Source organism: Arthrobacter sp. P4_H3 (genome assembly GCF_056400885.1).
In genome coordinates this window covers 156,165-169,923 of the sequence record NZ_JBFUKK010000002.1, presented here as the reverse complement: position 1 = coordinate 169,923, position 13,759 = coordinate 156,165, and the positions used below count along the sequence as shown (strand labels likewise).

Below are 13,759 nucleotides of genomic sequence, written 5' to 3'. Positions count from 1 at the left end.
CTACGCTATCCTTCCTAGCCGCCCTCACCGGTTCCGGACGGCTACCGGACCAGCCGGGAACGCGCAGTGGATGTCGCCTCAATCCTGATTCCGTCCGGGATAAAGAAGTTGACGATCGGCGGATGCACCTCCGCGGTCAGCACAACGACGGCGGTTGAACCGTCCGGGCTTCCGGTGGCCGGCGCGACCGCGAGGCCGTCGAGGCTGGCATGGGCGTCATTCCGGATGAGGTAGTCGGCGGCGACGCTCCGCACCCGAGCGCCGTTGAGCACCGCCGTGGGGCTTCCGCCTTCGGTCTCGACCTGGCCGAGCGTGTAGCTGTCCGCCGCTGCCACGGATGCACCGTCTGCCGCCGACAGCAGCCTCTTGTGTTCAAGGTACAGAGCGGATGCCGCCATGACTGCAGTGGTAACCAGGAGCGCAAGGAGGACGTAGCCGATGATGAGGACCACCATCTGACCGTCCTCCCTGTCAGGTTCGATGCGAGGGTTGTTCACGCTTATCGGAATCGCCCCACAACCTGGGTGGCCGAGGCGTCCAGTTGGCTGGCGTTGAGGCGGAACGAATCGCTGAACGGCACAAATGGCAGCGGGACCGTGAGGTGGACGGTGATGGTGACGGCCGACCCCGGGGCGAGGCAGTCCGACGGCTGGCAGCTTGTGTCCATCCGCGCGTTGTCCGCCGGATGCCCATAGTCCGCCAGGGCGAGCATGACTGCCTGCTCGGCAGCTGCACGGCCGCTTTCCGCGTCGGGCTGGGCAACATACACCTTGGCGGCCTGGTCAGCCGCACCGACCACGGCGAAGGCCCCACCCTGGATCTGCCCCACGGTGATGATGAAGTACACAAGGGGGACCATGAGGAGGAGGGCGAGGAACGTGAATTCGACAACGGCGCTCCCCCGCTCCCCCGGGTGCGTTGTCCCGCTTCCGGACGCTGTGCCCGGTTCGGATTCGCGTTCGCGGGGGCTTTGGGGCCCGCGTTCGATCCCGGGGCTCGCGGCGCGGCCCGCAGTTTCCAGCAAACGGCGTGTCGGCCATAATGGAAATCTACGGCTGGATGGCGGCATGGCCTTTCACCTCCAGAGCCTCGCGTGGACCGATCAGGCCGATCACCGGCAGCGGCGCCCGGACTGTGACTTCGAGCGCACGGATTCCTTGAAACGTGACTTCCGTGGTGGTCACGTCCTTGGCGAAATCTTCGTTCAGGGCTATTCCAATCAGTTCGCCCGTGCGGTCCCTTGCATCGGCGGCGTTCCGGTCGGCGAGTGTGCCGTACCTTGCCCCCGAGGCCGCTGCATCGATCAGTGTGTTGCGGACGTGCAGGACCAGCGTCAGCTGGATCACCGCGAGGAAGAACATTGTGAGCAGGCCCCCGACCAGGACAAAGTCCACAACGGCAGAGCCGCGTTCCCGCCGGGGCGTACCACCGCACCCGGCCTGCTGTGTTGCCGTCCGGCAGCAGGTATCTTCCGCTACCGGGACCGCCGCAGGCATGTGCTAGTTTCCGACCTTGTCCATGGCCTGGTTGAAGAGCCCCTCCAGGGCAGGTCCGGCCAGGGCCAACAGGGCGGCGACCAGCACCGCGGACATCAAAGTGATCATTACCCAGCCGGGCACGTCGCCCCGTTCGGGATGACCCCCGTCCCGTGACATACTCGCCCGGGTTCCCACTCCGGACGCCGCCGACGGCCAAACCATCAGGGCAAATGTGTGGATCAGGGCCAAGGCACGGATTCCGTGATGTTTCATTGAGCTTCCATTCTGTGGTTCCGGCTGGGTTTTCCCGGCGGTCCGGGCGATCTGGATTACGTCATAGTCCGAGGCTGATGGCCGCGAGCCCGGGAAACACGGCAAAGATGACCGTCAGCGGAAGGACACCAAAGACCAACGGCACCATCATGGCGATTTCTTTCTTTCCGGCCGATTCCATCAACTCGCGCTTGGCAGTGTCGCGAACATCCTGCGCCTGGGCCCGGAGGACATCGGCAAGGGGTGTTCCGCGCTCCACTGCCACGATGATCCCGTCAACGAACCGGACCAGGGGTCCCAGGTCGGTCCGCGAAGAGAACCGCTGCAGGGCTTCGACAAGCGGTTTTCCGGCCCGCGTTTCCCCGAGAACCAGGTCAAATTCCCTGGCCAGTTCGCCGTGTGAGCTGCGGCAGACGCGGTCAAGTGCACCGGTGGCACTTTCACCTGCACTGACGGCAAGTGCCATCAGTTCGGCAAGGCTTGGGAACTCAGCCATCATCCGCTTCTCCCGCCGCTTGATCTGCGCGCCCAGCCAGTAGTCCCTGAAAAGGAATCCTCCAAGAGCACTGCCCAAAATGGCGACGACCGCGAGGAACGGATTGAACCGTCCCGATGCGGCGGTGATTATTACCAGGCCGGTGGCCGCAGTGAATCCCATGACTGCCCACAGCAGCTGTTCGGCCCTGAAGTCGACGGGTGACTTCCGGATTCCGGCCTGGGCCAGCCTGCGGCCCAATGCCGACGACCCCAGGTTGAAACGGCTAAGAAACGAGAGTCCGTCCTTGAGGACCGGACGCAATATGCGCTCCAGCGGACCAAATGGCGTGAGGGTGTCATTGGCGGCCGACAGCAGCTTGGACTCCAGGTTTTGCGACTTCAGTTGCGGCTCAATCCGTTCCGTGAAGCTGATTGGCCGCATGAACGGCAGCCGCACCACCAGAAGCCAGAGCCCGGCGCCGAGAAGGACCCCACAGACCACGGCCGCGGCCTCCGGCGACGTCACCTGAGCACCCGCTCGTCTTCGGGGAGGGCACCGATCCTCAGCATGACGGAGTAACAGATGGCGGACACAGCCAGCCCGCCGAGGAGTACGGCCGCTCCCATCGGGGTGTTGTAGGCGGCGACCGCTTCCGGCCGGGTGGCGAGCAGCACCATGACAATCCAGGGCGCGGCCACCGCAAGGCGGGCCGCGTTCACCGTCCAGGACTGCCGGGCCTCAAGCTCACTTCTGGTTCTGGCGCTCTCCCGGAGGAATTCGCCAAGCGTTCCGAGCAGCCGCCCCAGGTCTGAACCACCCACCTCACGCGTTAGCCTGAGTGCCTCCACAATCCGGTCGGCGACGGGATCTGCCAGCCGTTCCTTAAGCCTGTTGAGCGCCGGATCGAACTGGCCGCCGGCGCGGTAATCGGCGCCGAAGTCACGAAACACGTGCCGCAGCTCCTCGGGTCCCTTTTCACCCAGTTGGATCAGCGCTTCCGGCAGGGACAGCCCGGCCCTGATCGCGGAGCGGAGATGGTCAACAACGTCGGGCCACAACTGGCGCAGCGTCGCCGTGCGTTTGCGGGCCCGCCATCTGACAACAGCCATCGGGAGCCACCCACCGAACAGGCCGAAGCAGGCTGAGATGGGCCAGGACCTGGTCACGGCAAAGAAAATCAGTCCGACGAATGCTGCGAGGCCCAAGCAGGTGGATGCCAGGCCCAGTCCCGAGACGTTTTCAATCCCGGCCGCACGCAGCAGGTCGTCGAGCCGGCTGGACCGCGGCCGTCGCTTGGCCTTCTCGGGCTGTTCCCAAGCAGACCACCACATGAGGAACAGCCCGGTACCGAAGAGCACGCCCAGCACGGGTGCCATCAGCGGACTTCCAGAAGGGCCGCGACGTCGAATCCGGCCGCGGCAAACTTCTCAGCGGCCGGCATGGAGTTGGCTCTGGGGTGCAGCTGCCCGTCAGCCATTGCGAACACCATCGAGGATTCGATGATCCCGTTTTCAACGCGTCGGCCCAGCGACAGGATCTCCGTCACCTGGCGGCGCCCGCTGGACTGCCGGCTGCAGTGGACCACCAGGTCAATGCACGAGGCAACCGTCGGCACGACAAACGCGCTTGAGATGTTGTCACCGGCAAGGAGCGGCAGCGTGCACAGCTTGGTGACGGCGTCGTGCGCCGAGTTCGCGTGGACGGTGCACATTCCTGGAAGGCCGGAATTGAGCGCGATCAGCATGTCCAGGCTTTCGGCTTCCCGGACCTCTCCGACCACGAGTCGGTCCGGCCGCATCCTGAGTGCCTCCTTGACCAGCCTTCGCAGCGGGATCTCACCTTCGCCTTCAAGGTTTGGCTGCCGGCACTGCAAACCGACAACGTCACGCAATGGAAACTGCAGTTCGAAGATTTCCTCAACCGTGATGACACGCTCCCGGGCGCCAATGCTGGCAGCCAGGCAATTCAGCATGGTGGTCTTACCGGCCTGTGTCGCGCCCGAGACCAGGATATTCAGCCCGCTGGCCACGGCGGCGCCCAGGAAACGCGCTGCCTGGGGAGTTAGCGTGCCGAGTTCCACCAGGTGTTCGAGCCGGCTCGCCTTGACCACGAACTTTCGGATGTTGACGGCCCAGTGACGCCGTGTCACATCGGGAATGACGACGTGGAGCCGGGAGCCGTCGGGGAGGGCCGCGTCAACGAACGGCGAGGACATATCGAGGCGGCGGCCCGAGCTCTTCAGCATGCGTTCCACGAGGTCCCGGACCTGTTGGTCCGAGAGGCTCAGGGACGTGAGCTCAGACTCGCCGTTCCGGGCCACATAGATTTCGTTGGGCGCATTGAGCCAGATTTCCTCGATGGTGGGGTCATCCAACAGGGGCTGCAGCGCGCCAAAGCCGGCTACGGCGTCGTAAACATATCGGCGGGCAGTCTCCAGCGGGCCGATCGGCGGCAGCGGACCCATCAGTGCGCGTTCGTCGTAGTCGCTGACCGCCGCCTCGACGAGGCGCCTGACCTCGCCGGCCTGCTGCAGCGGGTCCAGGCCGCGGCGGCGGATCAGCTCGCGGACCTCGTCCTCCACGATTCGAACAGCATCCATGTGTTCCCCAATACGACTGCCGCCCCCGACTGAGGCAGTACAACTGGGTTAAAGCTAAGGGAGCATACACATGTAGGCCAAGTCACATCTTCATTGCTGTGGATAACCCCGGGTCAGGTCCCATGGAACCTGGCGTTGAATCACACTGACTCTTCGTACCCTGAGGGATTCCTGCTTTGCCAGCGCCAGTGGTCTTCGCACATCGTTGCCAGATTCCGCCGGGCTGACCAGCCCAGATCCGCCAGTGCCGCGGAAGGATCCGAATAGCTGACAGCAGCGTCGCCGGGCCGCCGCGGAGCGATCTCGTAGGGTACGGGCACTCCGGCCGCCTGGCTAAAGGCCTCAATAACTTCAAGGACGGACGATCCACGGCCCGTTCCAAGGTTCCAGCGGTAAACACCGGCCTTGTTCTGCAGGTAGCCCAGCGCGGCGAGGTGACCGGCAGCAAGGTCCATCACGTGGATATAGTCCCGGACACCGGTGCCGTCCGGCGTCGGATAGTCATCCCCGAAAACCATGACCTTTTCCCGTCGCCCCACCGCAACCTGGGCCACGAAAGGCAGCAGGTTGTTGGGTACGCCGACCGGGTCCTCGCCGATCAGGCCCGATTCGTGGGCGCCGACGGGATTGAAGTAGCGGAGGAGGGCTATGCTCCAGCTCGGGTCGGCCGCACCAAGGTCCGAGAGGATGTCCTCGATCTGTTCCTTGGTTCGGCCGTAGGGATTGGTGGCGTCCAGCGGCGCCTTCTCGATCAGGGGGACTTCCTCGGACGCCCCGTATACCGTCGCGGAGGAGCTGAAAACGAGGCGCCGAACACCGGCCCGGTCCATGCTGTGCAGGAGATTCAGGGTGCCGACCACGTTGTTCTGGTAGTACCAGAGGGGCTTGGCGACCGACTCCCCCACGGCCTTGAGGCCGGCAAAGTGGATCACGGCGTCGAAGCTGTCCTCAGCGAAGAGGCGGTCCACAGAGGCCGCATCAAGCAGATCGACCTCGCGGAAGTCGATTTTCTTTCCGCTGAGATGCTCCACCCTGCGCAGCGACTCACGGTTCGAATTCATCAGATTGTCGAGGACAACAACATCGTGCCCTTCTTCCAGCAGACAGAGCGTCGTGTGCGATCCGATGTAGCCGGCGCCGCCGGTGACCAATACCTTCATGGGCTCTAGTCTAGGACGGCGTGGAGGACTGGTCACAGTCACGCCGCTGCCGGACGTTGTGTGAACAAACCGAATCGAGAGGTTCCGGCAACTGTGGATCCACACGGGCAGAAGTCCCTGGATACAGCTCGAACGTTAGTATGTTCAGCATGACGACCTCCGAGCCCGGCACCTCGCCTGCCAACCAAACCGGCCCCTCAGACGCGTTGAAGGTGGGGGTTTCCATGCTCACGCTTGTCCCGGGCGGGATGGGAGGCAGCGAAACCTATGCACGCGAACTGGTCCGCAAACTCGGTGCCTCCCCGGCGGTGAATCCCACCTGCTACGTCAACGAATCCGGGCGCGGGTTCAGCGAGGGCGCGGATGAAGTCGTGATTCCCGGGCTGGCCGGCGGCGCCTCAACCATCGCACGCCTGGCCACCCTGGCCAAGGGCCTCGTCACGAGGAGCTCCATTCTGCGCAGGATGCGCCCAATGGACGTTTTCCATGTCCCCTTCACCGTTCCACTGCCGAAGCCGCCGAAGGGCACGCCGTTCGTCCAGACACTTCTGGACGTTCAGCATCTCGACCTTCCCGAACTGTTCGGCACCGCCGACAAGCTCTACCGCAAGGTCTTCTATGAAAAAGCCGCCCGCGACGCGGACGCCATCGTGACCATCAGCGACTTTGCCAAAGAGAGCATCGTCAAGCACCTCGGCATCGCGCCGGACAAGATCTTCACCGCGCACCTGGGGGTCAACGCCGAAGAATTCATACCGAATTTCGGACCGCGCGAAAGTTTCATCATGTACCCGGCCCGAGGGTGGAAACACAAGAACCACGCGAAGCTTTTCGAAGCCATGCGGTTGCTTGAAGTCACCAACCCCGAGCTGCGCCTCATCCTGACGGGCGGGGCGCTGGACACGCTGACGGACATTCCCGCCAACGTGGAGGTCCGCGGCCTTGTCCCGCTCGCCGAGCTCAGGGAACTGTACCGGAGCGCTGCCTGCATGGTGTTCCCCAGCCTTTACGAGGGATTCGGCCTGCCGCCGCTGGAGGCCATGGCTTCGGGCTGCCCCGTGGCAAGCTCAACCGCAGGCTCACTTCCGGAAATTGTTGGAGACGCCGCCGAACTGTTCGATCCGCAGGACCCTGAGGCCATCGCCACGGCGATCCGGAACGCCATCGCCAGGACCGACGAGCTGCAGCGGCTTGGCCTGGAGCAGGTGCGCAAGTTCACCTGGGAACACTGCGCCGACGTGCACGAACAGGCGTACCGCTATGCACTCAATCAGCGCGCCACAGCAGCGAGCACCGTTTGATCACCCTGTACACGCCGCCTCTGAGTCAAAGCTCCGTGCCATATATAGTTGCTGTAGCCCCGCAAACAATCTGTAAGGACCTCTTCCCATGCCCCGTGCGCTAATCACCGGAATCACTGGCCAGGACGGCCTGTATCTCGCAGAGCTCCTTCTCTCGAAAGGCTACGAGGTATTCGGCCTCATCCGAGGACAGAACAACCCCAAGCACGATCTGGTCCGCCAGACCGTTCCGGGCGTGAAGCTGCTCACCGGCGACCTCACCGATGTCTCCTCACTGGTCCGGGTGCTCGGCGTTGCCCAGCCGGACGAGGTTTACAACCTCGGGGCGATTTCCTTCGTGGCTTACTCCTGGGAGAACGCGTCACTGACCACAGACGTCACCGGCAAGGGCGTGCTGAACATGCTCGAGGCAACCCGCCTCTATGCCGGGGACGACATCTCCAGGGTGCGCTTCTACCAGGCGTCCTCGTCCGAGATGTTCGGCAAGGTTCAGCAGGTGCCCCAGACCGAGGAAACCCTCCTTTGGCCCCGGTCCCCCTACGGTGTAGCCAAGGTCTTTGGCCACTACATGACAATCAACTACCGTGAGTCCTACGGCATGCACGCATCGAGCGGCATCCTCTTCAACCACGAGTCGCCGCGCCGGGGTCCGGAATTTGTCACCCGCAAGGTTTCCATGGCGGTCGCACGGATCAAGCTCGGACTCCAGGACGAAATCGTCCTTGGCAACCTGGACGCCAAGCGCGACTGGGGCTTCGCAGGGGACTACGTGGAAGCCATGTGGCTGATGCTGCAGCAGCCCGAGGCTGACGATTACGTCATCTCCACTGGTGCAACGCACTCCATCGAAGAACTCCTCCAGGCTGCCTTTGACGCCGCGGGCCTGGACAACTGGCGGCAGTACGTCCGCCAGGACCCCAAGTTCATGCGCCCCGCCGAAGTCGACCTGCTGATCGGTGACGCATCCAAGGCCCAGGAGAAGCTCGGCTGGAAGCCGAAGGTCTCCTTCAGCGAACTCGTCAAGATGATGGTTGAGAACGACATTGCCGAGCAGACTGCCTTGATGCGGTGAACCCGCTCAGCGAGGCGGGACCCGTTCCCGTCGGCACCGCCTTCCTTACGGGGGTAACGGGCCAGGACGGATCCTACCTGGCCGAATCCCTGCTCTCCCGCGGCTGGGAAGTCCATGGCCTCGTACGCCATGCACTGCAGCCGGGAGCGCACGAGGGGGAAACAACCGTGGACGGGGTGGAGTACCACCTGGGCGATCTTTCCCGGCCGGACGATGTGGGCTCCATTCTGGAATCGGTCAAGCCTGACCTGGTCTTCAACCTCGGCGGCATCAGTTCGGTGTACCAGTCGTGGCAGCACCCGTACGACACGGCGCTGATCTCAGGTGCCTCGGTCGTCTCAATGCTGGAAACCATCTGGCAGCTGCAGCAGGCCACCGGCAAGGAGATCCGCTTTCTCCAGGCCTCCAGTGCCGAGCTGTTCGGTGAGGCGGAGTCGGCACCGCAGAGCGAGTCCACCCCGATCAGGCCCATCTCGCCCTACGGCGCCGCGAAGGCGCTGGCGCACCACGCCGTCAGCGTCTACCGGAGCCGCGGCATGTTTGCTTCCTCTGCGATTCTCTACAACCACGAGTCGGTGCGGCGGCCGGCGAAATTCGTCACGCGCAAGATCACATCGGGAGCCGCGGCCATCGCGGCAGGCAAGCTGGACAAGCTGTCGCTGGGAAATCTGAACGCCATCCGGGACTGGGGCTGGGCTCCGGACTACGTCGACGCCATGGACAGGATTATCCACGCATCCGAGCCCGACGACTTTGTCGTCGCGACCGGCGTCTCGCACTCCGTACAGGACTTCGTGGAGGCGGCCTTCAAGGCTGTGGGCATTGACGAATGGCGCGCGGTGGTGGACGTTGACGAATCCCTGGCCCGTCCTACCGACGCCGCAGAGATGAGGGGCGACATCTCCAAGATTTCGTCCCGGCTGGGCTGGCATCCGTCTGTGGATTTCGACGCCCTGGTTACTGCCATGGTTCGGCACGACCAGGCACTCCTCGCAGACAGATAGGCTCCCGCCAAGGTCACTTTGGTAACAACTTGCACTCTGGTTACACCCGTAACATTGGTGCTACATTGGCCGGGTCATGAAGATGATCTGGAAACGGCCCAGCTGTCCCCACCGTCCGAAATGACAAAACCAATAGGTTTCTAATTTCGCGATGTGTGGGGATCTGCGCGTTGCCGGCCGGAGCAGAACATGAGTCTCAACAAAGTCACAAGCGCACGTGCGGGCGCAGCAACTTCCTTGGGCGGACGGGTACTGGCCGCGGCCCTTCTGACCTCAGCCCTGGTGTGCAGTTCCTTCGTGCCGGCCGTGCCGGCATCTGCCGCCGAACAGGTGGTGCCGTCACCGTCGTCGACACCCACACCGACGGGCGACGCCACACCGGCGCCCGGCTCCCCTGCGGCGCCGGCTACGACCGCCGCAACTGAAAGCCCGACGGCGCCCGCTCCGGCTCCGTCGTCAGGCGAGGCCACAGCGCCCAGCCCGGCGCCGACCGCCACCGAGTCCGTTCCGCCGGGATCAACAGTCGACGCAGAGACGCTGGCCAAGCTCAAGGCCGCCCAGGGGGCAGATGGCGCGCACATGGGCCAGGGGCTGCAGCAAAAGCTCGGGATCAGGGCAACCACCGAATCAACCGGGGCTTCGACACAGGCCACGTACATGCCGCCCGGCATCCAGGGGCTCGATGTCAGTAGCCACCAGGGAGCGTTGAATTGGCAGGAACAACGCAACATGGGCGCGCTGTTCGCCTATGTGAAGGCGACAGAATCCCTCAGCTACCTCAACCCCTACTTTTCCAGTCAGTACAACGGCTCCCGCAGCGTCGGCATGATCCGGGGCGCTTACCACTTCGCGATCCCGAACGTTTCTTCCGGCGCCTCGCAGGCGAACTACTTCGCGTCCAACGGCGGTGCCTGGAGCGGCGACGGAACCACCCTGCCTCCCCTGCTGGACATCGAATACAACCCATACCCGGAACTGGGCAACACCTGCTACAACATGTCCCAGAACCAGATGGTCCTCTGGATTGCGGACTTCTCCAACACGATGTACACCCGGACAGGCCGCTATCCCGCGATCTACACCACCACAGACTGGTGGACACAGTGCACGGGCAACAGCCCGGCGTTCAAAAACCAGCCGCTCCATATCGCGTCATACCGCACCGTCTCGCCGGGCGTCCTGCCGGCCGGCTGGACCAACTACGATATCTGGCAGTACAGCAGCCTGGGCCCGTTCGCCGGCGATTCGAACGTTTTCAGCGGCAGCTACGCCGAACTCCAGGCACTCGCAACCGGCTTCGATCCTGTCCTCAACAAGTACAACTCGATGGGCGGAGCCTCCAGCCGGCTCGGCGCCCAGACACACTCGCTCTACTGCGGTCTGCCAGCCGGCGGATGCTACCGGCAGTATGCCGGCGGCCAGATCATCTGGCAGGCCAGCACCGGCGCGAAAGCCGTCTACTTCAGCTCCATCGGCGGCACTTGGCGCGGTTGGGGCGGGGTCGACGGCCGCCTTGGCTACCCGAAAACCGATGAAACCTGCTCTGCCACCGCGTGTTCCCAGACCTTCGTAGGCGGGACGGTCTACTGGTCCACCTCGACGAACGCCGCCGCCGTCTTCAACGGCGGAATCGGCGCACGTTGGCAGGCCATGGGCGGCACATCAGGAAGCCTCGGCTACCCCACGGCCTCCGAATCGTGTTCCGCCTCCGCCTGCAGCCAGACGTTCCAAGGCGGCAAGATCCTGTGGACAGCCGCCACCGGCTCCTGGGCCGTCACGTCCGGTGACATCGCAACCGCTTGGGAGGCGCTGGGCGGCGAAACCAGCCGGCTCGGCTATCCCACCAACAACAAGTCGTGCACCGAGACCTCGTGCGTCCAGAGCTTCCAGGGCGGAACCATGGTGTGGACCGGCGCCACGGGGGCGGTGCCGGTCTGGCGTACCTCCATTGGAAGCAAGTGGCAGGCCGACGGCGGACTCTCCGGCCAGCTCGGGGCACCCCGGACGGCCGAAAGTTGTGAGGGATCAGTTTGCCGCCAGGTATTCGTCAGCGGTCAAATATTCTGGACTCCGGAATCCGGGACGCGGACCATCGTCAACGGCGAAATTTCCAAGAAGTGGACGGCACTCCAGGCCGAGAAGGGCCGCTTCGGCAGTCCCATCAGCGATACCAACTTCTGTGACGGAAAAGAGTGCTTCCAGGACTTCGAGGGTGGCCGAATCCTCAAGGATCCCACCGCTGCGGCCCCTGCGTTTGGGGTGCTCCGCGGTACAGGCATCGGGTCATTGTGGGCGGCCATGGGAAGCGAAAAGGCCCGCCTGAGTTACCCTGCAACCGATGAAACCTGCGCCGGCAGCACCTGCAAGCAGTCCTTCAGCGGCGGAACCATTTACTGGACCCCCGCCACCGGACAGTGGGCGGTCTACAACGGCAGCATCGGCGGGCTGTGGCGGACCCTCGGAGCCGAGAACGCACGCCTGGGCTACCCCGTCAGCAACGAGACGTGCCTTGTCAGCTCCTGCCGCCAGAGCTTCGCCGGCGGCGACATCCTGTGGTCATCCGCAACCGGTACTGCCGCGGTGTACTCCGGTGGCATCGGATCCCTGTGGCGCTCGCTCGGGTCCGAATCGGGCCGGCTCGGTTTCCCCACGACGACGGAAACCTGCGCAGCAACATCATGCACCCAGTCGTTCGCCGGCGGAGAGATCCTGTGGGCATCCGGCGTGGGCATGGGCGCCGTCTACAACAGCGGCATTGGCGGCGTGTGGCGGACCAACGGGGCCCAGAACGGCTTCTTTGGATTCCCCACCAGCACCGAAACCTGCACCGCGGATACTTGCGAGCAGTACTTCAAGGGCGGCTCCATCAAATGGAATGCAACGGCGGGCTTCACCATTGCCCGCTACTGAGTTAGGGGCCCCACTGCCGCCCCAGGCGTATGGCTCCCGAGCGTAGGGCCCGCGGGGGTCCTACACCGACGGGGCAGCAGTGCGGCGTGAGAGGGCGAGCGTGTGGATGGAGACGCCCAGCAGCGGACCCACCAGCAGGGACAAGACTGCCCTGAGGTCCGCATCCAGGGGCAGCAGGAGGACCACCAGGGTGAGGACGCCTGCACTCACCCAGCCGACAGAAGATACCCGGTGCCGGTTGAGTGCTACACACATACCGCCGGTGAGGGTGAGCAAAGCCAGCACTGCGGCGGCAGCGGTCAGCCCGGCGAGGATCCACGGTGCTACGTGGTAGTCCGGGCCGAACAGCAGGACCATAAGCCAGGGACCCAGGAAGTACGCCGCCACGGCTCCCACAACGGCGACGCCGGTAATGGCGAGGGCGATCGGCCGCAGTGCCCCAAGGCCGCGGTCGCGGTGCCGGACGAAATGGGCGATGGCGACGCTCTGGAAAGTTCCCAGCGGAACCATCAGCGGTGCCCTGGTCAGGAGGATGGCAAGCAGCAGAGGAGCCGACGCGAGGTACACGTCAGCGGGCGTCGTGATCCTATACAGGATCGGGAATCCGACAACAAGTGACGCACTGGCTGCCGTCGAGATGCTGGCGTGGCCCACTTTTCGTGCAAAGTCCCTGACGGGAACGGCCAACGGCATCCTGAACGCGGACCGCAGCTGGGGGCTGAAGACGCTTACCAGCACCCACGCGAGGGCTCCGCCTGCCGCTGCAGCCGCCAGCCCGGCAGTGGAACCCGCCAGCAAACCGACAATGAGAACAAGGACAAGCCGGAACGAGGACTCGGAGGCGACGAGGGTCGAGAAATTGCCCCAGAGGTGCCGGCCGCTGAGGACGCCCGCCAACGCGGCGTGGACGGAAAAGGCCACGCAGGCACCGGCAAGGACGAGGACCAGAACCCCCCAGTGTGGCCCGAGCACTGCGCGGCCCCATAGCAGTGACGTCATCAGCAATACGAGTGCGACCCCCGCGGCGATGCCGAAGACCACGGCGAAGAGGGGAACCGTGCGGGGCTGCTCCGTGCCGCCGCGGGGCTTAGCACCCGGGTCCGTGCCCAAGGCTGTCACGTACCTGATGATCTCCGTTTGAAGGCCGCCGAGAATACCGAACAGCAGGAAGAGCGCGGACCAGAAGGCCAGGAACTCGGCGTTATCTGCCTTGCTCAGTACCCGCGGCACATACCAGATGACCAGGTACCCGGCTGCAGCAGAAGCAATCGACGCCAATCCGACGGAAGCCGCCTGGCGTGCGGCAATAGTCGACTTCTGCGGTGTCTTCCCCTCAGTGTGCGTCATCCGATAAGGACCGGGGCAGCAGGGGTCAATGGCCGGATAACGTGGGAGGTCATGGCAACATATTAGTGTCGGATACGGACGGGCGCTCAATTGAAGCCGCCGTCCCGGCACCCGTGAACGAGCTCAGATGAGCTACG

Annotated in this window: 13 protein-coding genes; 4 read left to right on the top strand and 9 right to left on the bottom strand. The window is 64.2% G+C overall.

All coding sequences use genetic code 11. The features are described 5' to 3' along the window. Positions 1-41: 41 nt before the first annotated feature. From AC1DRE_RS04100 to galE, 8 genes are all read right to left on the bottom strand, one after another. The gene (locus AC1DRE_RS04100; RefSeq protein WP_476983455.1) at positions 42-455 is read right to left on the bottom strand and encodes a pilus assembly protein TadG-related protein; all 414 of its coding nucleotides are present in this window, start codon (positions 453-455) and stop codon (positions 42-44) included. A 44-nt stretch (positions 456-499) separates the two neighbouring features. Continuing rightward, positions 500-1,024 (bottom strand): TadE/TadG family type IV pilus assembly protein, encoded by a 525-nt coding sequence (locus tag AC1DRE_RS04095; protein ID WP_476983454.1) that lies wholly within the window; start codon positions 1,022-1,024, stop codon positions 500-502. 25 nt (positions 1,025-1,049) lie between these two features. Next, positions 1,050-1,496: a TadE family protein gene (locus AC1DRE_RS04090; RefSeq protein WP_476983453.1), complete on the bottom strand. Its 447-nt coding sequence runs from the start codon at positions 1,494-1,496 to the stop codon at positions 1,050-1,052. Positions 1,497-1,499: 3 nt separating this feature from the next. Next, positions 1,500-1,700 (bottom strand): hypothetical protein, encoded by a 201-nt coding sequence (locus AC1DRE_RS04085; RefSeq protein WP_476983614.1) that lies wholly within the window; start codon positions 1,698-1,700, stop codon positions 1,500-1,502. Between the two features lie 112 nt (positions 1,701-1,812). After that, positions 1,813-2,754, bottom strand: coding sequence for a type II secretion system F family protein (locus AC1DRE_RS04080; protein WP_476983452.1), 942 nt, complete (start codon positions 2,752-2,754; stop codon positions 1,813-1,815). Beyond that, on the bottom strand, positions 2,751-3,605 hold the full coding sequence (locus tag AC1DRE_RS04075) for a type II secretion system F family protein (RefSeq protein ID WP_476983451.1): 855 nt from the start codon (positions 3,603-3,605) through the stop codon (positions 2,751-2,753). The genes AC1DRE_RS04080 and AC1DRE_RS04075 overlap by 4 nt, the downstream gene beginning before the upstream one ends. Continuing rightward, on the bottom strand, positions 3,605-4,828 hold the full coding sequence (locus AC1DRE_RS04070; protein WP_476983450.1) for a CpaF family protein: 1,224 nt from the start codon (positions 4,826-4,828) through the stop codon (positions 3,605-3,607). The genes AC1DRE_RS04075 and AC1DRE_RS04070 overlap by 1 nt, the downstream gene beginning before the upstream one ends. Positions 4,829-4,968: 140 nt before the next feature. Next, positions 4,969-5,988: a UDP-glucose 4-epimerase GalE gene (gene galE, locus AC1DRE_RS04065; RefSeq protein WP_476983449.1), complete on the bottom strand. Its 1,020-nt coding sequence runs from the start codon at positions 5,986-5,988 to the stop codon at positions 4,969-4,971. A 149-nt stretch (positions 5,989-6,137) separates the two neighbouring features. Between galE and AC1DRE_RS04060 the strand changes: the two genes are divergently transcribed. The 4 genes from AC1DRE_RS04060 (at position 6,138) to AC1DRE_RS04045 (ending at position 12,275) form a co-directional block, all read left to right on the top strand. Further along, the gene (locus tag AC1DRE_RS04060; RefSeq protein ID WP_476983448.1) at positions 6,138-7,289 is read left to right on the top strand and encodes a glycosyltransferase family 4 protein; all 1,152 of its coding nucleotides are present in this window, start codon (positions 6,138-6,140) and stop codon (positions 7,287-7,289) included. An 88-nt stretch (positions 7,290-7,377) separates the two neighbouring features. Then, positions 7,378-8,361, top strand: a complete 984-nt coding sequence (locus tag AC1DRE_RS04055) for a GDP-mannose 4,6-dehydratase (protein ID WP_476983447.1) — start codon at positions 7,378-7,380, stop codon at positions 8,359-8,361. Then, complete coding sequence (locus AC1DRE_RS04050; protein ID WP_476983446.1) at positions 8,358-9,365, top strand: GDP-mannose 4,6-dehydratase; 1,008 nt, start codon at positions 8,358-8,360, stop codon at positions 9,363-9,365. Before AC1DRE_RS04055 ends, AC1DRE_RS04050 begins: the two co-directional genes overlap by 4 nt. Before the next feature lie 189 nt (positions 9,366-9,554). Beyond that, positions 9,555-12,275 carry a GH25 family lysozyme gene (locus AC1DRE_RS04045; protein WP_476983445.1) on the top strand — a complete coding sequence of 907 codons (2,721 nt, stop codon included), beginning with the start codon at positions 9,555-9,557 and terminating at the stop codon, positions 12,273-12,275. Positions 12,276-12,335: 60 nt separating this feature from the next. On the opposite strand, the gene AC1DRE_RS04040 is transcribed toward AC1DRE_RS04045, so the two are convergent. Further along, positions 12,336-13,622, bottom strand: a complete 1,287-nt coding sequence (locus tag AC1DRE_RS04040; protein ID WP_476983444.1) for a hypothetical protein — start codon at positions 13,620-13,622, stop codon at positions 12,336-12,338. Positions 13,623-13,759 lie beyond the last annotated feature (137 nt).